Genomic DNA, 25,466 nt, shown 5'->3' with positions numbered 1-25,466 from the left:
ATAGATGAGCGACGAAGTAGAGATCTATACCGATGGCGCCTGCAAGGGCAACCCGGGTCCTGGTGGCTGGGGCGCCCTGCTGGTGTGCAAGGGGCAAGAGAAGGAACTGTTCGGCGGCGATCCACTGACCACCAACAACCGCATGGAGCTGATGGCGGCGATCCGTGCCCTCGCGGAGCTCAAGCGTAGCTGCAAGGTGCGCCTGACCACCGACTCCGAGTACGTCATGCGCGGTATCACCCAGTGGTTGCCGAACTGGAAGAAGCGCGGTTGGAAGACCGCCGCCAAGCAGCCAGTGAAGAATGCAGAACTTTGGCAGGCGCTGGACGAACAGGTGGCCCGGCATCAGGTGGAATGGCAATGGGTGCGCGGGCATACCGGTCATCCGGGCAACGAACGCGCCGACCAACTGGCCAATCGTGGTGTGGCCGAGGCGCGTCGGAGCGGCGTAGCCAGTTGAGATCGCGGGTGGCTGGCGGGGGCTAGCGCAGCGTGCTCATCTCCAGCCAGTCCAGTTCCTGTTCGACCCGCCGATAGGCATCGTCGCCGATTTCGCCGCTGCGCCTTAGCGCTTCCAGGGCCTGGCGCGCCTCGCCAATGGCCTCGCGGCGCAGGTCGTTGTCCTGACTCGTGGCGCCGCCCTCCGCAGCGCAGAGCTGGGCCAATGCTTCCTCGTATTCCTTACGCAGGCGTTTGGCGGCAGGCTCCGGGCGCTTTTCCAGCGCGCTGAGGGTGGCGCGCAAGGCCGCGCCTCGGGCCTGCTGGATCTCCTCGTCGACCAGGTTGTCGCGCGGCAAGCGCAGCCAGCGCAGTAGCGGACGCAGGGTCAGCCCCTGGATCAACAGCGTGCCCAGGACCACGACGAAGGCGCAGATCAGGATGAAGTCGCGGTAGGGAAAGTCTCCTGGCAACGCCAGCGCCGCAGCGAGCGTCACGATGCCACGCATGCCGGACCAACTCACCACCAAGCTGGCCTTGAGGCTCTCCGCTGGCGTCATCGCGTCGGGGCGCCGCCGTTCACTGGGGGCGAGCAGTCCGCTGTAGAGAAACACCCAGGCGAAGCGCACCAGGATCACCACGACCAGGCAGCACAGCGCGACGATGAGCCAGTCCAGGCGCTCGCCGCTTTTCAGGGTCGGCAGGATCTCCCGCAATTGCAGGCCGACCAGTACGAAGGCCAGGACGTTGAGCACGAAGGTGAGCGTCTCCCAGGTGGCGAAGGAGTGCACCCGGACCAGCGTGGGAATCGCCGGCGTGCGGGCGCGGCCCGCCGTGAGCCCGTAGGCGACCACCGTGATGACGGGTGACAGTTGCAATTGCTCGGCCAGTAGCCAGAGCCCGAAGGTCGTGACGAACTGGATGATGGTGGCATTGGCGGCATCGGTCAGTCTTCGGGTCAGGCGCATTACCAGGCGCGCCAGCAGCCAGCCGACCAGCGTGCTCCCGCAGGCGACCAGCAATAGGGCGGGCAGGGCGTTGAACAGGCTGAAGCCGCCGCTCGCCACGGCGCCTACCGCGAGCCGGTAAATGAGCAGGGAGGCGGCGTCATTGAACAGACTTTCGCCCTCGATCACCATGCGGATGCGATGTGGCGGCTGCACCTGGCGCATTACCGCGATCGCCGCTACCGCGTCCGGTGGTGCGAGCAGGGCACCCAGGGCGATGGCCGCGGCCCAGGGCATTTCGGGCAGCAACCAGCGTACGGCGAGTGCGACGGCGCTGGTGGTCAGGGCGATGGCCGCCACCGCCAGCCAGATCACCGGATAGCGGTTGCGCTTGAGATCGCGCAGTGACATGTCGTGGGCCGCATCGAGCAGGATGGGCGCGACCAGCAGCGCAAGAATCAGGTCCGCGGGGATGGGCAGGGTCGGCAGCCCCGGAATCAGCGCGATCACGACGCCGAGCAAGGCCAGGAGAACCGGGTAGGGCACATGAATGCGTTGCGCGTAGATCGATAGCAGCGAAGCTCCCAGGAGAATCGCTAGAATCATCGCGAATACCGACATGTCAGGCCTTTGCGCAGCGGTTGAACGAAATGGACGCGTCGTCGCGCCATGGGCTTCGCGCTTTGCCTAAGCTTGGCGGCTATGGCATGTTACCGCGCCGTAGCCGATAGACCCCTCGAGCGCGGTGTTTTGTTCCCGTGGCGCGCCATGCGCCGCAGGAGTGCGCACCGCCCGGAATAGAGAGAACCGCATTTCATGAGTACGCAAGCAGCCGCCCAGCGGATGGTGGTGCTGGATACCGAAACCACCGGTATGCCGGTCAACGATGGCCACCGGGTGATCGAGATCGGTGGTGTCGAGCTGATCGGTCGGCGACTCACTGGCCGGCATTTTCACGTCTATCTGCAGCCGGACCGGGAGATCGACGAAGGCGCCATCGCGGTGCACGGGATCACCCTCGACTTCCTGGCGGACAAGCCACGCTTCGCCGACGTCGCCGACGAGTTCTACGAGTTCATCAAGGGCTCGCAGCTGATCATCCACAACGCGGCGTTCGACGTCGGCTTCATCAACAACGAGTTCGCTCTGGCTGGGCAGCAGGCGCGCTCGGACGTCAGCGATTACTGCAGCATCCTCGACAGCCTGCAGATGGCGCGTGAGCGCCATCCGGGGCAGCGCAACAGCCTGGATGCCTTGTGCAAACGCTACGGCGTAGACAACTCCAACCGCGAACTGCACGGCGCACTGCTCGACGCCGAGATTCTCGCCGACGTCTATCTGGCGATGACCGGTGGGCAGACCAACCTGTCCCTGGCCGGCGATGGTGACGAGGGCGGGGTGGTGCATGCCACGCCGATTCGCCGGCTGCCTGCCGATCGCGCGCGCACGCGGGTGATTCGCGCCGGCGAACTGGAGCTCGCCGCCCACAGTTCACGGCTGGCCGCGATCGAGAAGGCCAGTGGTGCGCCTGCCCTATGGAGCGACGCCTAACGGCAGCCGACCGCTGGCGCTAGCGGCGACTGCCTTCTCAACGACCCACGCGCCTGCCGCTGCGGTTTTTCGTGCCTCAGCGGCGTCCTCTCAGGACTCGACCGGAATCTTCGTGCCTTTGCCCCGTGCATTGAGCACGGCCAGGTAGACCAGTCCGAGCGCGATCCAGCCGAGGCCGAGGTACTGAGCATCGGCACTCATGCTGATCAATACGTAGCCGATGATGACCAGGCCTATCAGCGGACAGAGCAGATGGCGGATGAGCTGGCCGCTCTTCTGGCGAACCAGGTAGTGGTTGATGACCGCCAGGTGCAGCAGGCAGAAACCGGTCAGGGCGCCAAAATTCACCAGCGAGGTGAGTGTGTCCGGGGCGTCGAGGAAGGCGATGCCGATGCCCAGTGACAGCACGCCCACCAGGTACAGGCTGACATGGGGCGTCTGGTATTTCGGATGGATCTTCGCCAATACGCGGGGCAGCTTGCGGTCCCGTGCCATCGAGAAGAGCAGACGAGAGACGGCCGCCTGCGAGGTGATGGAGACGGTGACGCCCCACGCCAGCGCGGTGGCCACCGCCGTCAGCGTGGACAGCCAGTGTCCCCCCGCCGCTTCGGCGATCTCGTAGAAGGCGGTATCGGCGGAGTCGAAGGTCATGCCGGCGGCGAGATCGGTGGCGAGCCAGGTCTGCACGATGAAGATCGCGCCCATCACGAACAGCGCGATCAGCGAGGCGCGGCCGATCTGCCGCGCCGGATCGCCTTTCACTTCCTCGGCCAGGGTGGAGATGGCGTCGAAGCCCAGGAAGGACAGCACCGCGATGGACACCGCCTTCATCACCAGTCCGAGGTCGAAATGCTCGGGCTGGAATAGCGGCGCCAGGGTCAGCGCACCGTTGCCCATACCGTTGCCCAGCGCCCCGAAACCGACCACCAGGAAGATCGCCAGCACCACCAGCTCAGCCAGCAGGAACAGCAGGTTGAAGCGTGCGGCAAAGGTGATGCCGCGCAGGTTCACCAGGGTCGCCCCGATGAGGAACACCAGCATGAACACCAGCTTGGGTATCGCCGGGAACAGGTGGTTGAGCGCCAGCGCGCTGAACACGTAGAGCAGCGGTGGAATCAGCAGGTAATCGAGCAGCAGCACCCAGCCGGCGACGAAACCCACGTGGGGATGAATGCCGCGTTGTGCGTAGGAGTACACCGAGCCAGCGATCGGGAAGGCGCGCGCCATCGCCCCGTAGCTCAGGGCCGTGAACAGCATCGCGAGCATGCCCACCAGATAGGCCATGGGAACCATGCCCTGGGAGTCCGCGTAGACCCAGCCATACACGCCAAAGGGCGCGATGGGGATCATGAAGATCATGCCGTAGATCACCAGATCGCTGAGCGACAGGCTGCGGCGGAGTTGCTGTGAATAGCCAAACTGTTCGACGGCCATGGGGTTTCCTTTGCAATGGCGGCAGTTTTGGTGTTGGGCATTGGCGGCTGTGCCGCCTGTTGTTATGGAAAGCGTCGCTTTCGCTCAGAGCCAGGGGGCGATCTTCTCGGCCCAGGCGTTGACCTGCTGCGGTGTTCGCAACCCGTCGTTACGCACTTCCAGCAACACCGCCTCGATGCCTCGTGCGTCGCCGTGGATCGGCACGGTGGTGTCTTCGTCGACATGGATGCGATAGGGCTGGTTGACCCCGACGGTTTCGCCCAGGCTGCGCAAGCCTTCGACGATGCGTGTGGCGTAGCTCGCTGCCTGGCCGAACAGCACGCCCGCCGTCCAGGGGCGTGCGACGCCGTGAAAGACCGGGGTGAAGCTGTGTACGCTGACGATCCGCAGCGGTACGCCGGCGGCGATGCGTGTGTCTATGAGTTCGCTCAGCGTGGCGTGAAAGGGGTGGAAGATCTCGTTGCGGCGCGTCCTGAGGGCCCTGTCGCTCAGCGCGATATTGCCGGGGATCGGGTAGATCTCGCTGTGCGAAGGGATACTGTCGGGTGCCGTCAGCGGGCGATTCAGATCGATCAGCAGGCGTGAATAGCCCGCCGCCAACAAGGGGGCATCGAGTCGTTCGGCGAGAGCCTCGGCGAGTGCCAGGGCGCCGATGTCCCAGGCGATGTGCTCCTGCGCCGCGGTCGCGTCCAGGCCCAGTCGATTCAGCGCCGCTGGGATGAAGCGGCTGGCGTGCTCGCAGACCAGCAACACCGGGCTTCGGCCCGCGGCATTGAGCAGGCGGAAGGGTGGCAGGCGGCTGTAGAGTCCCCGTTCCGTCATGTCAGTAGAGGTCGGCATAGCGCTGGCAGAGTCGTTCATCGTCGAGGCCACGGGTGAGGGCCAGTTCCTGGCGCTTCATGGCGAAGTAGGTACGCAGCAGGGGCTCGGGCAATTGCTCGATCAGGCGTGGGTCGTTGGCGAGCACGCCCAGGGCCTCCTCAAGGGTCGCCGGCAGTGGCTGGATGCCCAGCCGCCGGCGCTCGCTTTCGCTCAGTTCGTGGGGGTCCACGTCGGCGATCGCAGCCAGTGGCAACTGTTCTTCCAGGCCCAGGCGGCCGGCGATCAGCACGGCGGCCATCGCCAGATGGGGCGATGCGGTGGCGTCCATCGGGCGGTATTCCAGGTTGAACTGCGGCGCCAGCGATTTGCCGCCCAGGCTTACCAGTGGGCAGATACGCAATGCCGCTTCACGGTTGCGTGAACCCAGGCAGGTATAAGCCGCGCTCCAGTGATGGGGCTTGAGGCGCAGATAGGAAATCGCCGTTGGTGCCGTCAGCGCCACCAGCGCGGGCAGGTGACGCAGCACGCCGGCCGCCCAGTGGCGGGCGGTTCCCGACAGGTTGTGCGGGTCTCCCTCGTCGAAAAACAGCGGTTTGCCGTTACGGTCCTGCAGGCTGAGGTGCAGGTGCACGCCATTGGTGACCTGTCCTGGCGCGCGCAACGGCGAGAAGCAGGTATTCAGGCCCATCTGCCGGGCGACCTCGCGGGTGATCTCGCGCAGGTTCACCGCGCGATCGGCCGCAGCCACGCCCTGGGTGGGCCGACAGGTCACTTCATACTGCAACTGGCCGTATTCGGGGAGGAACATCTCCGGCTCGGCGCCGATCTCCTGCAAAGCCTGCATGAGCAGGCCAGGGAAGGCACCCGCGGCGCGCTGGGCCTGCAGCGAGAACGCCGCCTGAGTCGGGCCGGGCAGGCCCAGCAGGTTGAATTCGTGCTCGAACGCCGCCGTCACCTGCAGGCCGCGTTCGGCGTAACGGGCGATTTCTTCACTGAGCAGGGTGCGTGGGCAAGCCGCCCAGGGGGTGCCGTCGGTTTCCACGATGTCGCTGTGGTAGAACTCCAGGGGCGGGGCCAAGGGGTCCGGCCCGGCTTCGAGGAACACCCGGCTGGCCGGATCGGGCAGCAGTCGCAGGTCGCCGTGGCTGCCCCAGGGGTTGTCATCGGCGATGATGTCGAAGGGCGTCAGCGCGCTGTTGGCCGGCACCCAGCCGCAGCCGCTGGCCAGTTGTTCGGCCACCGCCGTGGCTGGCATGGCTCGACCGCGCGTGATCCCGGCAAGGTCGGTAGTGAGGAACATCGCGAGAGGCATCGGGTTCATGCCGCGCGCTCCTTCATATCCGCGATGCGGGAAAGCACCGTGTCGGTGTCGGCGATCCAGCAGTAACCCTTGATCGCGTCGAGGCAGGCTGCGTGGCGCTCGGCGGTGTAGGTCGCGCAGGCGTCGGCCACCAGCGTCACCAGGTAGCCGCGGTCGGCGGCATCGCGCACCGCCATGTCCACGCACTGGTCGGTCACGACCCCACAGACGATCAGATGGCGTGTGCCCAGGTTGCGTAGCACGTAATCGATGGCGGTGGAGTTGAACACGCCCGAGGAGGTCTTTGGCAGGACGATTTCGTTCTCCGTGGGGCGCAGCGCGTCGATCACTTGGGCATGGGGGTGGCCCTTGGGCAGGTGCATGTCCGAGAGCTTGTGGTCCAGCGAGCGGTCACGGCCATCGGCCGTCAGGCTCTCGATGATGGTATGCAGCACGTTCTGTCCGGCGTCACGCATGGCCGCCAGCAAACGGCGCTGGTTGGGGATCACCGATTGCCCGACGCGCTCCAGGAAGTAGGCCGCGTGGGGGCCTTGCAGATGCGGATCGAGCCCTGGTTCGAGCCAGATGCGCTGCATGTCGACGAACAGGATGGCGGTCTGGCCCGCCGGGTACGGCAGGTCACGGGGCGAGTCGTGGGGTAGGGCGACCATGGTCACTCCTCCAGAAGATGGGTGTTGAAGGCGGCGCGCAAGCCATCGATCTCATCGAGGCGGGTTTCCAGGCGCTCGCCGCTGCGAACCACGAGGGTGGTGATCAGCGCCTCCACCTGCGCCATGGCTGGCAGCAGGGAGTCGAACGGTGACGTCGACTCGACCGGCGAGCTGATGATCAGGTCCGCCTGCTCGCGAAGGGGCGAGGCGTAGGTGTCGGTGAACAGCACGACCCGCGCACCCCGCCGTTTGGCGATGCTCGCGACCGTTTGCGCGTGGGTCTGGTAGCGGCGGTAGTCGAACAGCACGACGACCGCGTGGCGGTCCAGATCCACCAGCAGGTCGGGCAGCGCAGGGCCGTCGTCCAGTTGCTGGCAGTGGTTGCGCAGCAAGCGCAAGTGAGTCGCAAGGTAACCCGCGAGAAAGCGACTGAAGCGACCGCCGTAGCAGAACACGCGCGCCTTGGGCTCCAGGAGCCAGTCGCCGAGCAGGCGTATGTCGTCCGCCCGATTCAGGGCCAGCGAGTCGTGCAGATTGTCGATAGCGTTGAGCAGATAGCCATTCCACGGATCGCCCGCATCCAGTTGCTCGCGCTTCTCCGCCAATTGGCTGCGCGGGGAGGCGATGCGTTCGTCCACTTCTGCCAGCAGGGCCCCCTGGAAGTCGCCATATCCCGCGAAGCCGAGCTTCTTTACCAGGCGCAGGATGGTGGGGTCGCTCACGCCGGCCTGCCGCGCCAGGCGTGCCATCGGCCCCAGGCCGAGGCGCGGATAGTTGTCCAGCAGAGCCCGCAAGACCTTGCGTTCGGCGGGCGTGATGTCGATGTCTGGCTGGGCGAGTCGCTGTTTCAGATGGCTCATTGGCGTGGTCCGGAAGCTACCGCGCAAGTTGTAGGTTTTATTACCAAGTAAGGCAAATAGTTTTTTATGTAGGATTCGCTAACACGCTTGCGGACGTCGTTAGGGCATCGCATCGTCGGCAGACGCCGTCGTCGATCCGTTGCCGACTGCAATCCACGCGAAAAATGGATATCGGTGCGACATGCAGCAGGCTCTACCTGGCGCAGGGCCTGTTCCCGCTTGGCGAAAGCTCCTACCCTGGGTCCACCAACAGTCGTGGGGCTTTTCATGTACAAGGACCTGCAATTCCCGATTCTCATCGTTCATCGGGACATCAAGGCGGACACCGTAGCGGGCGAGCGCGTCCGCGGTATCGCCGCCGAGCTTGCCGACGACGGCTTCCAGATCCTCTCCACCGCCAGCTCCAGCGAAGGGCAGATCGTCGCCTCCACCCACCACGGCCTGGCCTGCATCCTGGTGGCCGCCGAGGGCGCCGGGGAGAACCAGCGACTGCTCAAGGACATGGTCGAATTGATCCGCGCGGCGCGCGCCCGGGCGCCGCAATTGCCGATCTTCGCCCTTGGCGAGCGCGTCACCATCGAGCATGCCCCGGCCGAGGCGATGGCCGACCTCAACCAACTGCGCGGCATCCTCTACCTCTTCGAGGACACCGTGCAGTTCCTCGCCCGGCAGGTCGGGCGTGCCGCGCGCAACTACCTGGCGGGGCTCTTGCCGCCGTTCTTCAGTGCGCTGGTGGAGCATACCTGGCAGTCCAACTATTCCTGGCACACGCCCGGCCATGGCGGCGGCGTGGCCTATCGCAAGAGCCCGGTGGGGCAAGCCTTCCACCAGTTCTTCGGCGAGAACACCCTGCGCTCCGATCTGTCGGTGTCGGTGCCGGAACTCGGCTCGCTGCTCGATCACACCGGCCCGCTGGCCGAGGCCGAGGCGCGTGCGGCGCGCAATTTCGGCGCCGATCACACCTTCTTCGTAATCAACGGCACCTCCACCGCGAACAAGATCGTCTGGCATTCGATGGTCTGTCGCGATGACCTGGTGCTGGTGGATCGCAACTGCCACAAATCGATCCTCCACGCGATCATCATGACCGGCGCCATTCCGCTGTACCTGAACCCCGAGCGCAACGAGTTGGGGATCATCGGGCCGATCCCTCTCGAAGAGTTCTCGCCAGCCTCGATCCAGGCGAAGATCGACGCCAACCCGCTGGCCCGTGGCCGCGCGCCACGGGTACGCCTGGCGGTGGTGACCAACTCGACCTACGACGGCCTCTGCTACAGCGCCGAACAGATCAAGCAGGCGCTGGCCGGGAGCGTCGAGGTGCTGCATTTCGACGAGGCGTGGTTCGCTTACGCGGCGTTCCACGAGTTCTATGCCGGGCGTTTCGGCATGGGCACCGGTCGCCATGCGCAGGCGCCGCTGGTGTTCACCACGCATTCCACGCACAAGCTGCTGGCGGCCTTCAGCCAGGCCTCGATGATCCACGTGCAGGATGGTGGCCAGCGTGCCCTGGATCGGGACCGCTTCAACGAAGCCTTCATGATGCACATCTCCACCTCGCCGCAGTACGGCATTCTCGCCTCGCTGGACGTTGCCTCGGCGATGATGGAAGGTCCCGCAGGGCGCTCGTTGATCCAGGAAACCTTCGACGAGGCGCTGGCGTTTCGCCGCGCCTTGGCCAACGTCGGCGCCAGCCTGGCGGACGACGACTGGTGGTTCGATATCTGGGAGCCGGAAGACGCCCACGACCATGAAACCATTGCCACCGAGGATTGGCTGTTGCAGCCGGGCGCCAGTTGGCATGGCTTCGAAGGGCTGAGTGAAGACTACGTGCTGCTCGACCCGATCAAGGTGACCCTGGTGATGCCGGGGCTGCGGGGTGACGGTCGCCTGGACGCCCGCGGAATCCCGGCCACGCTGGTCAGTCGCTTTCTCTGGGAGCGTGGCCTGGTGGTGGAGAAGACCGGCCTCTACTCGTTCCTGGTGCTGTTCTCCATGGGCATCACCAAGGGCAAGTGGAGCACGTTGCTCACCGAGCTGCTGGAGTTCAAGCGGATGTACGACGCGAATGCGTCGCTGGCCGAAAGCCTGCCATCACTCGCCCGCGAGGAGCCGGCGCGCTACCAGGGGCTGGGGTTGCGCGATCTGTGCGATCAGTTGCACGAGTGCTATCGGGAAAACGCCACCGCCAAGGCGCTCAAGCGCATGTACACGCAGCTTCCGGAGATGGCGGTGAAACCGGCCGATGCCTACGACAAGCTGGTGCGCGGTGAGATCGAGGCGGTGCCCATCGAGGCACTCGAGGGTCGCATCGCCGCGGTGATGCTGGTGCCGTATCCGCCGGGAATCCCGTTGATCATGCCCGGTGAGCGCTTCACGGCGGGCAATCGGGCGATCCTCGACTACCTGATCTACGCGCGCCGCTTCGACCAGGGTTTTCCCGGTTTCGACGCCGACGTCCACGGCCTGCAGCGCGAGGACGGCGTTTATACCGTGGATTGCCTCAAAGCCAGTGACTGACCGCCCACCAACCGACGCTGGTCATCACCAGCGTGTAGGGCAGGGCCATCCAGACCATGCGTCCGTAGGACAGTCGCACCAGCGGCGCCAGGGTGGACGTCAGCAGGAACAGGAACGCCGCCTGGCCGTTGGGGGTGGCCACGCTGGGCAGGTTGGTTCCGGTATTGATGGCCACCGCCAGGGTCTCGAAATGCTCGCGGCTCATGTGTCCGGCGAGCCAGGCCTGCTTGACCTCGGTGATGTAGATGGTGGCGACGAAGACGTTGTCACTGATCGCCGAAAGCACGCCGTTGGCGAGGAACAGCATGCCCGGCTGCTGCTGCAACGGCAGCGCCAGCACATGGGCGATCACCGCGGCGAACAGGTGCTGCTCGTGGATCATCGCCACCACCGCGAAGAACACCACCAGCAGCGCGGTGAACGGCAGGGCCTCCTGGAAGGCGCGGCCGATCTGATGTTCGTCGGTAATGCCGGTGAAGGCGGTGATCAGCACGATCACCAGCAGCCCGATCAGGCCCACCTCGGCCACATGTAGCGCCAAGCCGAGGATCAGGATCAGTGCAGCGCTGCCCTGGATCCACAGGGCAGCGCGCTGGCTCGCCGTGCGCCGCGCGTCACTGGCCGCGGCATGCTCGGCCAGCACCTGGCGCACCGCGCCCGGCAACGGCGTGCCATAGCCGAACCATGAGGTCTTCTCCAGCAGGACGCAGGTCACCAACCCGGCGCCGAGCACCGGCAGCGAGACCGGCGCCATTTCGATGAAGAAACGCAGGAAGTCCCAGCCCACTTCGTGGCCGATCAGCAGGTTCTGTGGCTCTCCGACCAGGGTGCAGACGCCGCCCAACGCGGTTCCCACCGACGCATGCATCAGCAGGCTGCGCAGGAAGGCGCGAAACTGGTCCAGGTCCTCCCGGTGCAGTTCGGTGATGGAGCTGTCATCGGCCAGGCCGACTTCGCGATTGCCCGAGGCCACCCGGTGGTAGACGGAATGGAAGCCCACGCCGACGCTGATCACTACGGCGGTCACCGTCAGTGCATCGAGAAAGGCCGAGAGCAGGCCGGCCATCAGGCAGAACAGCAGGCCGAGCAGCATTTTGGAGCGCACGCCCAGCAACAGCCGAGAAAACACGAAGAGCAGCAGGTCTTTCATGAAGTAGATGCCGGCGACCATGAACATCAGCAGCAGGATCACCGGGAAATTGTGTTGCAACTCCTCATAGAGCGCTTCGGGCGTGGCCAGCCCGAGCACCAGTGCTTCAATGACCAGCAACCCGCCGGGTTGCAGCGGATAGCATTTGAGCGCCATCGCCAGGGTGAGAATGAACTCGGCGACCAGCAGCCAGGCGCAGGCTGCGGGGCCAAGCACCAGCAACGCCAACGGGTTGACGACCAGGAAAGCCAGGATGAGCGCCTTGTACCAGCGTGGGCTATGGCCCAGGAAACTGTGTAGAAAGACCGTAGGGGAGAGGTGCATCAGGACTGCTCGACGACTTTTATTAATAAATTGTCGCAAAATTGCCATCCCGGCGGGGGCAGGGCAAGCGTTAATCGGCTCTCGTTAAGGGTTGGGGCTGCGGCCGTATGCCGCGCTCCAGAGGCGTTCGTGGCGGGTTAAGAGGAATCCGGTGCGCGGGTGGACGATGCTGCGGAATGTGCCTGGCGTCCGGCTGAAAATGTCGAAGCTTCGACATTTTTCAGGGTATTGCTAATATCCGGGCACGTTTCCGATGTTGGTCAGACAGTGAGGTCGCCGTGTCCGAATACCAAGCCTTCCGTGTCGAGCGCGAGGGCGACATCGCCCGCGTGATCATCGACCGTCCGCAGAAGATCAACGCCATGAACGAGGCATTCTGGCGGGAGATCCGCGAGATTTTCGCGATGATCGACGAGACCGATGCGATCCGCGTGGTGGTTCTCAGCGGCGCCGGGCCCCACTTCAGCTCCGGGATCGATCTCAACATGCTGGCCCAGCTCGGCGCCCAACTGGGCCGTGACGTGGGGCGTAACGCCGAGTTGCTGCGGCGCAAGATCGTCGAACTGCAGGGCTCGCTGACTGCCGTCGACGAATGTCGCAAGCCCGTACTGGCCGCTATCCAGGGATATTGCCTGGGCGGCGCCATCGATCTGATCTCTGCCTGCGACATGCGCTATGCGACCCGTGACGCGCAGTTCTCCATTCGCGAGATCGACATGGGCATGGCCGCGGACGTCGGCACCCTGCAGCGTCTGCCGCGGATCATCGGCGATGGCATGCTGCGTGAGCTGGCCTACACCGGCGCCACGCTGGATGGCGAAGAGGCCCGGCAGATCGGGCTGGTCAACCGTACCTATGCGGATATGGCGGAGCTGGACGCCGGCGTGATGGCGCTGGCCGCGCAAATCGCCGAGAAATCACCCTTGGCGATTCGTGGCACCAAGCGGATGATCCGCTATATGCGCGACCACCGAGTCGACGATGGCCTGGATTACGTGGCGACCTGGAATGCGGCAATGCTCCAGGCCCCCGATCTGCAGCAGGCGGTTAGCGCACAGTTGACCCGGCAGAAGGTACGCTTCGCGGACTGAGCGGGATTTCTCGTAGACGCAGGAGGCGTAGCGCGTATGGCCACGGGACCCGCTGCACTGGGTATGGTGCGCAAGGAACTGTTCGTCACTCTGGTCGAAGCCGAGGACGCGCTCGAGCGCTTCGTCGCCCAGCGTGACGACGGCGCGTTGTTGCAGCAGGCGCTGGAGCAACTGCGCCAGGTGCGCGGCACCTTGAGTCTGATCGAGCTGACCGGTGCCGAGCTGCTCGCCCAGGAAATCCAGCAACAACTGACCGACATTCCCTCCGAGGTGGCGAGCGAGCGCGATGTGCAATTGGCCGCGCTGCCCGCTGCGCTGCACGTGCTGCGCCGCTATCTGGAGGGCGTCGATGCCAGTCGCATGGAACTGCCGGAACTGTTGATCCCGGCGATCGACGAGCTGCGCCGCGCGAGTGGCCAGACGGGCCTGCCGGAAAGCTACTTCTTCAGCGTGAGGTTGGACGCCGCGACCGGCGGCTCCGGCGAAGATCCCGATAGCGCGCGCCTGGCGCTCGAGGCGCCGCGGCTGCGCGCCATGTACCAGCACGGGCTGCTCGGCTATCTACGCGAAGAGAATACCGCCGCGGCGTTGACCTTCATGAGTCGTGCCTTGTCGCGCCTGATGCGTCTGCTCGGTGACACGCCGTCCGCGCGTGCGTGCTGGATTGCCGCCGCCGCCGCCGAGGCCCTGGTCGACGGTCAACTGCTGATCCGCCCGAGCCGCAAGCGCCTGTTTGCGCGCCTGGACCGCGAATTGCCCGTGTGGGTTGCCCAACCCCAGCGGCCGGCACCGCGCAGCCTGCTCAAGGAATTGCTCTATCTGGTGGCCTTGGCCGACAGTGAAGGTCCACTCGCCAGCCGCGTGCGTCACACGTTTCGCCTCGGCCGACTGCCGTTCACCGACCATCTGCTGGACGAGGAATACCAACGCCTGCGTGCTCCGGGTGAGAACGTCATGCGCTCGTTGTCCATGGCGATTGGAGAAGAACTGGAGGCGGCCAAGCAACTGCTCGAGACATTCGGTGGTGCGGGGGCCGACGAGTCCGATCTGGCGCGTCTGCACGCGCTGCTGGGCAAGCTTTGCAAGACCCTGGTGATGGTCGGACTGACCTCGGCGGCACGTGCGGTACAGTCCTGCGTGCAGCAGGTGGCCGGATGGAACGCTGGGCAGCGTCCTGACGCCCAGGCGCTACAGGCCCTGGCCGAAGCCCTGCTGTACGTCGACGGCATGCTCGCCAGCCTGCCCCAGGAGCAAAGGGTAAGCATCCGACGGCCGCCCATCGATCCGCTGCAAGCCTTTTCCTCGCACCAACTGGCGGAGGCGCAGATCGTGGTGCGCGAGGAGGCCCGTGCCGGGCTGAGTCTCACCCGTCGCGCGATTACCGCCTATCTGGAGTCGGCTGGCGATCGCAACCACCTCGAAGGCATCCCCGAGGTGCTGCATAGCGTGCGCGGAGGGCTCTGGTTCCTCGGCCTCACGCGCACGGCGCAACTGGTCGCCGCCTGTGGCGGGTTCATCCAGTCGCACATGCTGGATAGCGCAACGATGCCGCCCGCCGAGAACATGGAAATTCTCGCCGATGCCCTGAGTAGCCTCGAGTATCATCTGGAAACCGACGATTCGTCGGACGAGCAGCGCACCCGGGTCCTCGACCTGGCGAGCGCGGCGATGCGCAGTTTGGGGCAGTCGTTGGAGGTTTGATGGGCGAGGTCTGGCAGCCGGGGCTTGTGGCGCTATCCGCAGGCGGCGGGCTGGCGTTGCTGCAGGGCGAGGAAGGTTTCCTGGTGGATGCCGAGGGGCCGCTGCTGCCGCGGGAGTGGATCAAGGGCCAGGCATTGCCGACGTACCGCGAGCACGGGCTGGGCTACTGGCAGGGCGAACCGGTCTACTTGATCGAACTGCAGGCTCCGCTGCAACTGCCCGGGGCGCAATGGCAGACCTTGCGTCAACTGATGCAGCACAGTGACGCGACGCTGTTCGGTCTGCTGGGCTATGCCAGCCAGATCGCGACCTGGTCGCGCAACAATCGCTTCTGCGGGCGTTGCGGAACCTCCATGCAGGCGCAGCCCAGCGAGCGCGCCATGTGCTGTCCGTCCTGCGGCTTCCAGCAGTACCCTCGCTTGTCGCCGAGCATGATCGTGCTGGTCACCCGTGGCGACGAACTGTTGCTGGCTCGTTCACCGCGGTTCGTCAGCGGCATCTACAGCACCCTGGCGGGGTTCGTCGAGCCGGGCGAGACGGTGGAGCAGTGCGTCGCCCGCGAGGTGATGGAGGAGGTGGGTGTGAACATCCGCAACCTGCGCTACATCGCCAGCCAGAGCTGGCCTTTCCCGCATTCGCTGATGCTCGGCTTCCACGCCGAGTACGCCGGGGGCGAGATCGTCCCGCAGCCGGGCGAGATCGAGGATGCACGTTGGTTCCACAAGGATGCGCTGCCGCCGTTGCCGGCACAGCGCTCGATCGCCCGTTATCTCATCGAGCTGTACCTGGCGCAGCGCTCAGGCGGCGCCGAACCAGTGCTGCCAGGCTAGCCGAGCGGTCAGCGACAGGACCACGCAGACGAACACCGGACGGATCAGCCGCGCGCCCCCTCCGATCGCGGTGCGCGCGCCGAGAAAGGCGCCGCACATCAGCGCCAGTCCCATGCCGATACCCAGCACCCAGGCCACCTGCCCGGCGGCGATGAACACGGCGAGCGCCACCGCGTTGCTGACGAAGTTCATGCTGCGCGCCACGCCACTGGCGCGCAGCAGATCCAGCGGGTAAAGCAGTAGGCTGCTGACGGTCCAGAAGGCCCCGGTGCCCGGGCCGGCGACGCCGTCGTAGAAGCCCAGGCCGAACCCTTGCGGCCACTGGCGGCGCACGGACGGACGCAGCACGTCATGCTCGACGCGCTCGGGCAGGCGGCCAAACAGCACGTACAGCGCGCAGCAGAACACCACCACGGGAAGCATCTGGTTCAACCAGTGGGCCGGAATCCAGTGCGCCATCAGTGCGCCGAACGCCGCGCCCAGCGCGGTGGCCAGCAGTGCGTGGCGCCAGCGATGGGGGAAAAACAGCCGGCGGCGATAGAAGGTCAGGCTGGCGGCGGCGGAGCCGAAGGTGCCGCACAGTTTATTGGTACCCAATGCCAGGTGCGGCGGGATGCCGGCAGTAAGCAATGCGGGGATGGTCAGCAGGCCACCGCCACCGGCGACGGCGTCGATGAAGCCGGCGACGAAGGCCACCAGACACAACAGGCTCAGGGTCGGCAGGGAGACGGCGAGTTCCAGGGCGAAGGACATGGGAAAGCGGCTTATCCGGCTGGGCCGGCTGGCTGGGAAGGGAGGCGCTGCGCATAATGCCGGCTTTGCGTGCTTTGGAACATGACCGGATGCAATCTTTCTTGCCGATAGCCTTCTTGCTGTTGTTCGCCATCGGTGGACTGGCGCTGGCGCTGCGCCTGTTGTGGCCCGGAGCCTGGTTGATCGGATGGCTACGTGGCTGTGCCGGCGTGCTGTTGCTGACGCTGGGGTTATGGAGCGGGCTGTTGGCACTGACATTGGCGAGCTATGCGCGCGCGCCGCAAAGTGGTGCCTGGCTGGAGATCACGGTAAACGCTGCGGATGAAGGGTTCTCGGTAACCCTCGAAGGCGCGATGCAACGTACGCTGCAACTGCAGGGCGAACTTTGGCAACTGCGCGCGCGGGTCTGGCGCTGGGGTCCGCTGGCCAGTTATCTGGGTCTGCAACCAGGTTTTCGGCCGGAGGTGCTCGCGGCGCGCTACCTGGCGTTCGAGGCACAGGGGCAGGGCACTCGCGAAGAGTTGCAGAGCGGCTGGTTCGGGCTGGACCCCGGGCGTCGCCTGGAAAACGCACCGAGCAGCGACTGGGCGCGGACCCAACTGCTGCGCGGGCCCTGGTTGCCGCTGCGCGACGGGGCTAAATACACGATCGTGCTGACGCCGGTGGGGCTCCTGGTACAGCCGGCCAACGAGGTGGCACTGCGGGCCATGGAAGCTTGGCGTTGAGCGACGAACGATAGGTGCTGCCCATCCGGGCAGCGCATCGAGCGCTTTCGCCAGCCTAGCGTTCCCCCGGTTTACCCGGTAAAACACGCTGGCGCGGGGTGTTCGCACTCCTGGCGCGGCGCGTTGACTAAGCTGCATCCCCCCTTGCGAAGGATCTTCATGTCCTACCTCCATCTCGAATCCAAGGTATTCCTGGCCCTGCTACTGGTCGTCTCGCTGGCTTTCGGCTGGATTCTCGTGCCGTTTCAGGGCGCGGTGTTCTGGGCGGTGATCCTGGCGATTCTGTTCACGCCGATCCAGCGCCGCTTGCTGCGGCGTTTCGGCGAGCGGCGCAACCTGGCTTCGCTGTGCACCGTGGCGCTGTGCCTGCTGATCGCGGTGCTGCCGATGATCTTCGTCACCGGCTTGCTGGTACAGGAAGGCGCATCGCTGTACCGGCGTATCGACAGCGGGGAGCTGGATTTCGGCGCGCAGCTGGAGCATCTGCGCAACGCGCTGCCGCCGTTCCTGCAGACGCAGCTTGACCGTTTCGGCATGGGCGACCTGTCCAGCCTGCGCGACACCCTGCTGGGCTATGCAAAGCAGGCCAGTCAGTACATGGCGACCAAGGCCTTCAGCTTCGGCCAGGGAACCTTCGAGTTCGTCATCGCCTTTTTCGTGATGCTCTACCTGCTGTTCTTCTTCATCCGCGACGGCCGCCAACTGGTCGACAGCATGCGCCGGGCGGTACCGCTGAGCGAGCGGCAGAAGGGCCGTCTGTTCGACAAGTTCACCCGGGTGGTCCGTGCCACGGTGAAGGGCAACGTGGTGGTGGCGGCGACCCAGGGCGCGCTGGGCGGCTTGATCTTCTGGATACTGGATATCCCCAGCGCGGTGCTCTGGGCGGTGGTGATGGCCTTCCTGTCACTGCTTCCGGCGGTCGGCGCCGGCCTGATCTGGACGCCGGTGGCGGTGTATTTCCTGTTCAACGACGCGGTCGTGCAGGGCGTCGTGCTGATTCTCTACGGCGTGCTGGTGATCGGTCTGGTGGACAACGTGCTGCGCCCGATCCTGGTGGGCAAGGACACCAAGCTTCCGGACTACGTGGTGCTGGTCTCCACCCTCGGCGGCCTGTCGCTGTTCGGCCTCAACGGCTTCGTCATCGGACCGCTGATCGCCGCGTTGTTCTTCTCCAGCTGGGGGCTGTTCGTCGACCCCGACGACGGCCTTGCCGTGCAGCTCAGCGACGAAGAGTCCGCTGAACGTGACGGCAACGAGCCCTAGCGACGCGCGATGCCGTGACGCTGCAGCTTGCGGTACAGCGTGTTGCGGCTGACGCCCAGTGCCTGCGCGGTGCGCGTCATGTGCCAGCGTTGGCGATCGAGGGTGGCGAGCAGGGTCTCGCGCTCGGCATCCGCCAGCGGCGCGGCGCCCGCGGCGGGCGGGTCGCCGGGTTTCACGGCTTGCCACTGCGGCATACCGATGTAGCCGTCCTCGGCCAGCGCCACCAGGGTGCGCAGCAGGCTACGCAACTGGCGAACGTTGCCCGGCCAGGGTTGTTCGAGCAGGGCCTGGCGGACCCGTTCGTCGATGCTTAGCACCTCCCCCGCAGCTTCCTCCTGCAGCAACTGGTCGAGCAGTTGCGGTTTGTCGCTGCGTTCGCGCAGGGGCGGCAGATCGATCCGCAGGCCCGCCAGGCGATAGTAGAGATCCTCACGAAAGCGCCCTTCGGCGACCATCGCAGGCAAGTCGCGGTGACTGGCGCTGAGCAGGCGCACGTCCAGCGGCAATGCCTGGGTTGCGCCCAGCGGCTGCAACTGGCGCGATTCGAGCACCCGCAGCAGGCGTGTCTGCATGGCCAGCGGCATGTCGCCGATTTCATCGAGGAAGAGAATGCCGCCGTCGGCCTGCAGCAGCTTGCCGGGCATGCCTTCCTTACGCGCTCCGGTGAAGCTGCCGCCGCGATAGCCGAACAGCTCGCTCTCGATCAGGCTTTCCGGGATCGCGGCGCAGTTGATCGCCACGAAGGGTTTGTCGGCGCGGCTGCTGGCGCGGTGTACAGCGGCAGCGAAGGCCTCCTTGCCAGTGCCGGTTTCACCCTGCAGCAGCACCGGTACATCGCGCTCGAGTACCCGGCAGGCACGGTTGAAGCCGTCGCGCAGGCGGGGGTCGGCCAGGCAGGGCGAGGGCACGCTCGCGGGCAGCGAGCGGCTCGGCGCGCGTGGACGTGTGGCCGGACCGGCCAATTGCCCATGCAGCCGTCGACCGTCGCCGGTGCGTAGCGCCAGGGGTTGGCCGAAGTCGCCGGACAGGGGTTCGAGCAGGCGCTGCCCGGAGGTGTCGAAGAGTTCTTCCAGGGAACGCCCCAGCAACGCCTCGCGATGTGCGCCGAGCAGGGCCAGCGCCGCTTCGTTGAGCGCGGCGACACGCCCTTGCTCGTCGAACGCCAGCAGGCCCTCGCTGAGCATGCCCAGGTACTCGGGTCGGGCGTGCAGGCGCAGCAGGCGGCGGCCGGCGCAGGACTGCACGAAATAGGCGCCCTCGATGAGCTTGGCGCTCAGGCTGGTCAGCGCCATGGTCTGATAGGCGCCGCTGCCGCTGGCGTCATCGTGGCAGGTGGAGACGTTGAGCACCGCCAGGGGCTCGCCGTGGGGATCGAGGATGGGGCTGGCGGAGCAGGTGAGATCGGTATGCCGGCCGCGAAAGTGCGCGTCGCGACGAATGGTCAGCGCCTGGCGCTCGACCAGGCAGGTGCCGACGCCGTTGGTGCCCTCGGTGGCTTCGTCCCAGACCGCGCCCAGCCACAGGCCGGCGCGCTGGAATTCGTTGCGCTCGGTGTCCAGCGCCAGGCTGTCGATCACCACGCCCTGGGTGTCGGTCAGCAGGATCGCGTGGCCGCGGCCGCCCAATTGCTGATGCAGGCTGCTCATCTGCCAGCGGGCCACGGCAATGACCTGTTGCAGTTGCTCGCGCCGCTCGCGCAGGCGTGCGTGTTCCATCACGCAAGGTGCGTTGGGGCCGGTGGGGTCCAGATGATGTTGCTCCAGGCAGCGACGCCAGGAGCGCGCGATGGCCGGATTGTCGGCCGGTCCGCGGGCGCCGGGTAGGCCTTCGCCGAAGCGCAGCACCTGCTGCGCATGATGATGCAGGGTACTCATTCTTGTTGTTCTCCGAAGCGGTGTTCGCAGCGGGCGTAGGCCCAGCATAGGGCAAAACGTCACACGGGGCACCTGTTGCAGAAACGGTACGAACTGTCACGCCGCAGTGTTCCACGGTTGTCGCAGCGGCCTTCCCGTTGATCTGTGGTGCAGGCCTGCAGGCCGCGTGGGGACTGGCCTGCACGCTTGTGGCCCCGCTCTTGCTCCGTGTCTCCCGGGATTTGCCCACGACAACAACAAGATTTCGGAGAATCCGCATGATCTACGCACAACCCGGTACCCAGGGCTCGGTGGTCAGTTTCGCACCGCGCTATGGCAACTACATCGGTGGTGAATTCGTCGCTCCGGTGCACGGCAACTACTTCGTCAACACCTCGCCGGTGAACGGCTCGGTGATCGCCGAGTTTCCCCGTTCCGACGCGGCCGACATCGACAAGGCGCTGGATGCCGCGCACGCCGCCGCCGATGCCTGGGGCAAGACCTCGGTGCAGGCGCGCTCGCTGGTGCTGCTGAAGATCGCCGACCGCATCGAGGCGAACCTGGAGAAACTCGCCGTCGCGGAGACCTGGGACAACGGCAAGGGCATTCGCGAGACGCTCAACGCCGACGTCCCGCTGGCCGCCGACCACTTCCGCTACTTCGCCGGCTGCATCCGCGCCCAGGAAGGGGCCGCGGCGGAAATCGACGAACACACCGCCGCCTACCACTTCCACGAGCCGCTGGGCGTGGTGGGGCAGATCATCCCGTGGAACTTCCCGCTGCTGATGGCGGCCTGGAAACTGGCCCCGGCGCTGGCGGCCGGCAACTGCGTGATCATGAAGCCGGCCGAGCAGACGCCGCTGTCGATCACCCTGCTGGCGGAGATCATCGGCGACCTGCTGCCGCCGGGTGTGCTCAACATCGTCCAGGGTTTTGGCAAGGAAGCGGGCGAGGCGCTGGCGACCAGCACGCGCATCGCCAAGATCGCCTTCACCGGCTCCACCCCGGTGGGTTCGCACATCCTCTCCTGCGCGGCGAAGAACATCATCCCGAGCACCGTGGAGCTGGGCGGCAAGAGCCCGAACATCTACTTCGAAGACATCATGCAGGCCGAGCCCTCGTTCATCGAGAAGGCCGCCGAAGGCCTGGTGCTGGCGTTCTTCAACCAGGGCGAGGTGTGTACCTGCCCGTCGCGCGCGCTGGTGCAGGAATCGATCTACGAGCCGTTCATGGCGGCGGTGATGAAGAAGGTGAAGGCGATCAAGCGCGGCAACCCGCTGGACACTGACACCATGGTCGGCGCGCAGGCCTCGCAGCAGCAGTACGAGAAGATCCTCTCGTACCTGGACATCGCCCAGCAGGAGGGTTGCGAAGTGCTCACCGGCGGCGCCGCCGGATCGCTGCAGGGCGACCTAGCCAACGGTTATTACATCCAGCCGACGCTGCTCAAGGGGCACAACAAGATGCGCGTGTTCCAGGAAGAGATCTTCGGCCCGGTGGTGGGCGTGACGACCTTCAAGGACGAGGCCGAAGCGCTGGCGATCGCCAACGACACCGAGTTCGGTCTGGGTGCGGGCCTGTGGACGCGCGACATCAACCGCGCGTACCGCATGGGTCGTGGGATCAAGGCGGGTCGGGTGTGGACCAACTGCTACCACATGTATCCGGCGCACGCGGCATTCGGCGGCTACAAGAAGTCGGGCGTGGGCCGTGAGACGCACAAGATGATGCTCGACCACTACCAGCAGACCAAGAACCTGCTGATCAGCTACAGCACCGAGCCGATGGGCTTCTTCTAGCTCTTTACGATCGCTCAGCCATGACGCGACCCCGCGTACCGGGACGGGGTCGCGCGGTACAAGAACGACCCGGAAAAGAGGTTTCGCATGAACGTACATGTCGATCCGCAGAACCTGCATGCCCCTACCACCGAACTCGCCGCCTGGCTGGAGGCCTTCGCCGGCCGACTCGCCGCGCGTGATATCGACGGCGCCCTGGAGCTGTTCGCCGAAGATTGCCATTGGCGCGACCTGGTGTTGTTTTCCTGGAACCTGGTGACCCTCGAGGGCAAGGCCTCGATCCGCGACATGCTGGAGGCACGGCTGGATCTCACGGCGCCGGAAAACTGGAAAATCGAGGGCGAAGCCAGCGCCGCCGATGGCGTCCTGGAAGGTTGGCTCTCCCTGGAAACCGAGGTCGCCCGGGGCAAGGGCTACGTACGCCTGAAGGAGGGGCGCTGCTGGACGCTGCTCACCGCGATGCGGGAGTTGAAGGGGCACGAGGAGCCCACTGGACGGCGACGTCCGCTGGGGGCCCAGCATGGCCAGGGGCACGCCGATCCGCGCAACTGGGCGGAACGTCGGCGCGACGAAGAGGCCAGCCTGGGCATCACCGAGCAGCCCTATTGCCTGATCGTCGGTGGCGGCCAGGGCGGGCTAGGCCTGGGGGCGCGGCTCAAGCGCCTGGGCGTGCCGACCCTGATCGTGGACAAGGCCGAGCGCCCCGGCGACCAGTGGCGCGGCCGCTACAAGTCGCTGTGCCTGCACGATCCGGTCTGGTACGACCACATGCCCTACCTGCCGTTTCCCGAGCACTGGCCGGTGTTCACGCCCAAGGACCAGATCGGCGACTGGCTGGAGATGTACGCCAAGGTCATGGAGCTCAACTACTGGAACCGTACCGAGTGCCTGGGCGCGCACTACGACGAGCAGACGGGACGCTGGACGGTGCAGGTGCGCCGCGATGGCAAGGCGCTGACGTTGCAACCCACGCAACTGATCCTCGCCACCGGCATGTCCGGGGTGCCCAACGTGCCGCGCTACCCGGGCGCCGAGCAGTTCGCCGGGCAGCAGCACCATTCCAGTCGTCATCCGGGCGGCGATGCCTGGCGCGGCAAGCGGGCGGTGGTGATCGGCGCCAACAACTCGGCCCACGACATCTGCGCCGACCTGGTGGAGCATGGCGCCGACGTCACCATGGTGCAGCGCTCCTCGACCCATGTGGTGCGCTCCGAATCGCTGATGGACCTGGTGTTCGGCCCACTCTACTCGGAGGACGCCCTGGAGCAGGGGCTGAGCACCGACAAGGCGGACATGCTCTTCGCCTCGATCCCCTACAAGGTGATGCCGCAGTTCCACCGCCAGGCCTTCGAACAGGTCCGCGAGCGTGACAAGGACTTCTACGACCGGTTGGCCGCGGCGGGCTTCATGCTCGACTTCGGCGACGACGATTCGGGCCTGTTCATGAAGTACGTGCGCCGAGGCTCGGGCTACTACATCGATGTCGGCGCCTGCGAGCTGATCGCCAATGGCCGGATCAAGCTCAAGAGCGCCCCGGGTCTTGCGGTCGAGCGCATCGAGAAGGACGCCGTGTTGCTCAGCGATGGCTCGCGGCTGCCGGCCGACCTGATCGTCTACGCCACCGGCTACGGTTCGATGAATGGCTGGGCGGCGCAGTTGATTTCCCAGGAGGTCGCCGACAAGGTGGGCCGTTGCTGGGGCCTGGGCTCGGGTACCACCAAGGACCCGGGGCCGTACGAAGGTGAGCTGCGCAACATGTGGAAGCCAACCCAGCAGGACAACCTATGGTTCCACGGCGGCAATCTGCACCAGTCGCGACACTACTCGCTGTACCTCGCGCTGCAACTCAAGGCGCGCTACGAAGGCCTGGATACGCAGGTCTACAAGCGTGCCGAGGTGCATCACAAGGGCTGAGTCGGGCTGTGACGAGAAGGGCCGCGATTGCGGCCCTTTTCATTGCGGCGGCGGATCAGAGTCCGGCCAGGCGCACCATTTCCAGCAGCGGTTGCGGATAGACACCCAACAGCAGGGTGGCGATGGCCATCACGATCAGGACCAGGCCACCGGCCTTCTGTCCCCAGTCCAGCGGCGCGTCATGGCGGTGCAACTGCGGCTCGACCAGGAACAGCGTGATCATCACCCGCAGGTAGTAGAACAGGCCGATGGCGCTACCGATCACCAGTGCAGCGACCAGCCACCAGAGATGGCTCTCGACGCCGGCGGCGAGCACGTAGAACTTGCCGATGAAGCCGGTGGTCAGCGGGATGCCCGCCAGGGACAGCATGCACAGCGAGAGTGCCGCGGTGAGGCCGGGGCGGCGCCAGAACAGTCCGCGATATTCGTACAGCGAGTCCATGTCGCGGCCCTTGAACGGCGTGGACATCAGCGTGACCACGCCGAACGCCGCCAGGCTGGTGACCAGGTAGCCGGTCAGGTACACGCCGATGGCTTCCTCGGCCAGGCCGCGGCTCGCCACCAGGGCGATCAGCAGGTAGCCCAGGTGCGCGATGGAGGAATAGCCGAGCAGGCGCTTGAGGTTGTTCTGCAGCAGCGCGGACAGGTTGCCGATGAGGATTGAGGCGACCGCGATCAGCCCGAGCAATCCGTCCAGCCAGCCACCGGCGGTGGCCGGGGACAGTTCGTAGAAACGCAGCAGGGCGGCGAACACGGCGATCTTGCTGGCAGTGGCGAGGAACGCCGCGACCGGCGCGGGGGCGCCTTCGTAGACGTCCGGGGTCCACAGGTGGAAAGGCACCAGCGACAGCTTGAAGCCCAGGCCCACCAGCATCAGCGCCACACCGGCCTGTACCAGTGGGCTGGCGCCCAGGGTCTCCAGGCTGTGGCCGATACCGGCGAAGTCCAGCGCGCCGGATTCGGCGTAGAGCAGCGCCATGCCGAACAGCAGGAAGGCGCTGCCGGCGGCGGACAGCACCATGTACTTGATGCCGGCCTCCAGCGAGCGTTTGTTGAAGAAGGCGTAGGCCACCAACCCGTAGACCGGCACCGAGAGCAGCTCCAGGCCGATGAACAGAGACGCCAGGTGGTTGGCCATCACCAGCACCAGGCCACCGCAGGCCGAGAGCAGCAACAGCAGGTAGAGCTCCTCGCGGTTACCGAGGAACCCCACTTTCTCGTCGTGCTCGCCGAGATAGGCGTGCGCCAGGGTCACGCAGGCCAGGGTAGCGATCAGGATCAGTGCGCTGTAGAAGGCAGCGAAGCGATCGACCACCAGCAGCGGTGTGACCTGCAGCGGTGTGTGCTGCAACGCGGGCAGCAGAGCGAGCAGGGCGCCCAGCAGGAACGCCACGCTGAGCAGGTAACTGGTGCCGTGGTGGCGGCGCACGGCGATTGCCAGCATCACCGCGACCGCACCGAAACCCGTGACCAGTAGTGGCAATAGGGCGATGAAGTGTTGAGTCGAGAGATCCATGTCGCGC

The 25,466-nt window shown here is 65.9% G+C and carries 20 protein-coding genes; 10 read left to right on the top strand and 10 right to left on the bottom strand.

The genetic code is table 11. The features are described from left to right. Positions 1-4: 4 nt before the first annotated feature. Positions 5-460, top strand: coding sequence for a ribonuclease HI (rnhA, locus tag ACYRGX_RS15175; RefSeq protein WP_473053294.1), 456 nt, complete (start codon positions 5-7; stop codon positions 458-460). A gap of 22 nt (positions 461-482) precedes the next feature. Here rnhA and ACYRGX_RS15170 read toward each other — a convergent pair whose 3' ends face one another. After that, entirely contained in the window at positions 483-2,006 is a 1,524-nt protein-coding gene (locus ACYRGX_RS15170) for a cation:proton antiporter (protein WP_473053293.1), read from the bottom strand. 195 nt (positions 2,007-2,201) lie between these two features. Between ACYRGX_RS15170 and dnaQ the strand changes: the two genes are divergently transcribed. Further along, entirely contained in the window at positions 2,202-2,936 is a 735-nt protein-coding gene (dnaQ, locus tag ACYRGX_RS15165) for a DNA polymerase III subunit epsilon (protein WP_473053292.1), read from the top strand. A 90-nt stretch (positions 2,937-3,026) separates the two neighbouring features. On the opposite strand, the gene ACYRGX_RS15160 is transcribed toward dnaQ, so the two are convergent. The 5 genes from ACYRGX_RS15160 to ACYRGX_RS15140 form a co-directional block, all read right to left on the bottom strand. Further along, the gene (locus tag ACYRGX_RS15160) at positions 3,027-4,370 is read right to left on the bottom strand and encodes an APC family permease (RefSeq protein WP_473053291.1); all 1,344 of its coding nucleotides are present in this window, start codon (positions 4,368-4,370) and stop codon (positions 3,027-3,029) included. An 84-nt stretch (positions 4,371-4,454) separates the two neighbouring features. After that, positions 4,455-5,210: an N-formylglutamate amidohydrolase gene (locus ACYRGX_RS15155; protein ID WP_473053290.1), complete on the bottom strand. Its 756-nt coding sequence runs from the start codon at positions 5,208-5,210 to the stop codon at positions 4,455-4,457. Beyond that, on the bottom strand, positions 5,194-6,513 hold the full coding sequence (locus tag ACYRGX_RS15150; RefSeq protein WP_473053289.1) for a glutamine synthetase family protein: 1,320 nt from the start codon (positions 6,511-6,513) through the stop codon (positions 5,194-5,196). The genes ACYRGX_RS15155 and ACYRGX_RS15150 overlap by 17 nt, the downstream gene beginning before the upstream one ends. Further along, entirely contained in the window at positions 6,510-7,163 is a 654-nt protein-coding gene (locus ACYRGX_RS15145; RefSeq protein WP_473053288.1) for a cysteine hydrolase family protein, read from the bottom strand. The genes ACYRGX_RS15150 and ACYRGX_RS15145 overlap by 4 nt, the downstream gene beginning before the upstream one ends. A gap of 2 nt (positions 7,164-7,165) precedes the next feature. After that, on the bottom strand, positions 7,166-8,023 hold the full coding sequence (locus tag ACYRGX_RS15140) for a MurR/RpiR family transcriptional regulator (RefSeq protein ID WP_473053287.1): 858 nt from the start codon (positions 8,021-8,023) through the stop codon (positions 7,166-7,168). Positions 8,024-8,290: 267 nt separating this feature from the next. Here ACYRGX_RS15140 and ACYRGX_RS15135 point away from each other — a divergent pair, with 267 nt between their 5' ends. Beyond that, positions 8,291-10,540, top strand: coding sequence for an Orn/Lys/Arg family decarboxylase (locus tag ACYRGX_RS15135; RefSeq protein WP_473053286.1), 2,250 nt, complete (start codon positions 8,291-8,293; stop codon positions 10,538-10,540). Here the strand turns inward: ACYRGX_RS15135 and nhaB are convergent. Further along, on the bottom strand, positions 10,524-12,014 hold the full coding sequence (gene nhaB, locus ACYRGX_RS15130; RefSeq protein WP_473053285.1) for a sodium/proton antiporter NhaB: 1,491 nt from the start codon (positions 12,012-12,014) through the stop codon (positions 10,524-10,526). The genes ACYRGX_RS15135 and nhaB overlap by 17 nt on opposite strands. A 278-nt stretch (positions 12,015-12,292) precedes the next feature. On the opposite strand from nhaB, the gene ACYRGX_RS15125 reads away from it, so the two are divergent. From ACYRGX_RS15125 to nudC, 3 genes are read left to right on the top strand one after another with little or no spacing between them, the layout of a single operon-like run. Then, complete coding sequence (locus ACYRGX_RS15125; RefSeq protein WP_473053284.1) at positions 12,293-13,105, top strand: crotonase/enoyl-CoA hydratase family protein; 813 nt, start codon at positions 12,293-12,295, stop codon at positions 13,103-13,105. A 36-nt stretch (positions 13,106-13,141) separates the two neighbouring features. Continuing rightward, entirely contained in the window at positions 13,142-14,806 is a 1,665-nt protein-coding gene (locus ACYRGX_RS15120; RefSeq protein WP_473053283.1) for a FimL-related protein, read from the top strand. After that, positions 14,806-15,636 carry an NAD(+) diphosphatase gene (gene nudC / locus ACYRGX_RS15115; RefSeq protein ID WP_473053282.1) on the top strand — a complete coding sequence of 277 codons (831 nt, stop codon included), beginning with the start codon at positions 14,806-14,808 and terminating at the stop codon, positions 15,634-15,636. The genes ACYRGX_RS15120 and nudC overlap by 1 nt, the downstream gene beginning before the upstream one ends. On the opposite strand, the gene ACYRGX_RS15110 is transcribed toward nudC, so the two are convergent. Further along, a complete protein-coding gene (locus tag ACYRGX_RS15110; protein ID WP_473053281.1) occupies positions 15,604-16,389 on the bottom strand; it encodes a TSUP family transporter in 786 nt (261 codons plus the stop codon). The two genes, nudC and ACYRGX_RS15110, sit on opposite strands and share 33 nt — an antisense overlap. Positions 16,390-16,490: 101 nt before the next feature. On the opposite strand from ACYRGX_RS15110, the gene ACYRGX_RS15105 reads away from it, so the two are divergent. Together ACYRGX_RS15105 and ACYRGX_RS15100 are read left to right on the top strand one after the other, a co-directional pair. Beyond that, complete coding sequence (locus ACYRGX_RS15105) at positions 16,491-17,114, top strand: hypothetical protein (RefSeq protein WP_473053280.1); 624 nt, start codon at positions 16,491-16,493, stop codon at positions 17,112-17,114. 159 nt (positions 17,115-17,273) lie between these two features. Continuing rightward, on the top strand, positions 17,274-18,377 hold the full coding sequence (locus tag ACYRGX_RS15100) for an AI-2E family transporter (protein ID WP_473053279.1): 1,104 nt from the start codon (positions 17,274-17,276) through the stop codon (positions 18,375-18,377). On the opposite strand, the gene ACYRGX_RS15095 is transcribed toward ACYRGX_RS15100, so the two are convergent. After that, complete coding sequence (locus ACYRGX_RS15095) at positions 18,374-20,251, bottom strand: sigma-54-dependent Fis family transcriptional regulator (RefSeq protein ID WP_473053278.1); 1,878 nt, start codon at positions 20,249-20,251, stop codon at positions 18,374-18,376. The genes ACYRGX_RS15100 and ACYRGX_RS15095 overlap by 4 nt on opposite strands. 257 nt (positions 20,252-20,508) lie before the next feature. Between ACYRGX_RS15095 and exaC the strand changes: the two genes are divergently transcribed. Both exaC and ACYRGX_RS15085 read left to right on the top strand, forming a co-directional pair. Then, positions 20,509-22,029 carry an acetaldehyde dehydrogenase ExaC gene (exaC, locus tag ACYRGX_RS15090; protein ID WP_473053277.1) on the top strand — a complete coding sequence of 507 codons (1,521 nt, stop codon included), beginning with the start codon at positions 20,509-20,511 and terminating at the stop codon, positions 22,027-22,029. Between the two features lie 87 nt (positions 22,030-22,116). Then, the gene (locus ACYRGX_RS15085; protein WP_473053276.1) at positions 22,117-23,943 is read left to right on the top strand and encodes an NAD(P)/FAD-dependent oxidoreductase; all 1,827 of its coding nucleotides are present in this window, start codon (positions 22,117-22,119) and stop codon (positions 23,941-23,943) included. Between the two features lie 55 nt (positions 23,944-23,998). Here the strand turns inward: ACYRGX_RS15085 and nuoN are convergent, their stop codons facing one another. Continuing rightward, positions 23,999-25,459, bottom strand: a complete 1,461-nt coding sequence (nuoN, locus tag ACYRGX_RS15080; RefSeq protein WP_473053275.1) for an NADH-quinone oxidoreductase subunit NuoN — start codon at positions 25,457-25,459, stop codon at positions 23,999-24,001. Between the last annotated feature and the right edge of the window lie 7 nt (positions 25,460-25,466).

The sequence above is a fragment of the Pseudomonas sp. R4-15 genome, from assembly GCF_055768815.1.
Note: the sequence above shows the minus strand (reverse complement) of the source record. Positions and strands in the feature narration are given on the sequence as shown.

Coding starts and splice junctions, on each gene's coding strand:
- ACYRGX_RS15170 (WP_473053293.1), bottom strand. CDS start 2,006: ATGTCGGTATTCGCGATGATTCTAGCGATTCTCCTGGGAGCTTCGCTG.
- nudC (WP_473053282.1), top strand. CDS start 14,806: ATGGGCGAGGTCTGGCAGCCGGGGCTTGTGGCGCTATCCGCAGGCGGC.
- ACYRGX_RS15095 (WP_473053278.1), bottom strand. CDS start 20,251: ATGAGTACCCTGCATCATCATGCGCAGCAGGTGCTGCGCTTCGGCGAA.
- exaC (WP_473053277.1), top strand. CDS start 20,509: ATGATCTACGCACAACCCGGTACCCAGGGCTCGGTGGTCAGTTTCGCA.
- ACYRGX_RS15120 (WP_473053283.1), top strand. CDS start 13,142: ATGGCCACGGGACCCGCTGCACTGGGTATGGTGCGCAAGGAACTGTTC.
- ACYRGX_RS15140 (WP_473053287.1), bottom strand. CDS start 8,023: ATGAGCCATCTGAAACAGCGACTCGCCCAGCCAGACATCGACATCACG.
- ACYRGX_RS15085 (WP_473053276.1), top strand. CDS start 22,117: ATGAACGTACATGTCGATCCGCAGAACCTGCATGCCCCTACCACCGAA.
- ACYRGX_RS15100 (WP_473053279.1), top strand. CDS start 17,274: ATGTCCTACCTCCATCTCGAATCCAAGGTATTCCTGGCCCTGCTACTG.
- ACYRGX_RS15135 (WP_473053286.1), top strand. CDS start 8,291: ATGTACAAGGACCTGCAATTCCCGATTCTCATCGTTCATCGGGACATC.
- dnaQ (WP_473053292.1), top strand. CDS start 2,202: ATGAGTACGCAAGCAGCCGCCCAGCGGATGGTGGTGCTGGATACCGAA.
- ACYRGX_RS15145 (WP_473053288.1), bottom strand. CDS start 7,163: ATGGTCGCCCTACCCCACGACTCGCCCCGTGACCTGCCGTACCCGGCG.
- ACYRGX_RS15110 (WP_473053281.1), bottom strand. CDS start 16,389: ATGTCCTTCGCCCTGGAACTCGCCGTCTCCCTGCCGACCCTGAGCCTG.
- nuoN (WP_473053275.1), bottom strand. CDS start 25,459: ATGGATCTCTCGACTCAACACTTCATCGCCCTATTGCCACTACTGGTC.
- rnhA (WP_473053294.1), top strand. CDS start 5: ATGAGCGACGAAGTAGAGATCTATACCGATGGCGCCTGCAAGGGCAAC.
- ACYRGX_RS15150 (WP_473053289.1), bottom strand. CDS start 6,513: ATGAACCCGATGCCTCTCGCGATGTTCCTCACTACCGACCTTGCCGGG.
- ACYRGX_RS15155 (WP_473053290.1), bottom strand. CDS start 5,210: ATGCCGACCTCTACTGACATGACGGAACGGGGACTCTACAGCCGCCTG.
- ACYRGX_RS15160 (WP_473053291.1), bottom strand. CDS start 4,370: ATGGCCGTCGAACAGTTTGGCTATTCACAGCAACTCCGCCGCAGCCTG.
- nhaB (WP_473053285.1), bottom strand. CDS start 12,014: ATGCACCTCTCCCCTACGGTCTTTCTACACAGTTTCCTGGGCCATAGC.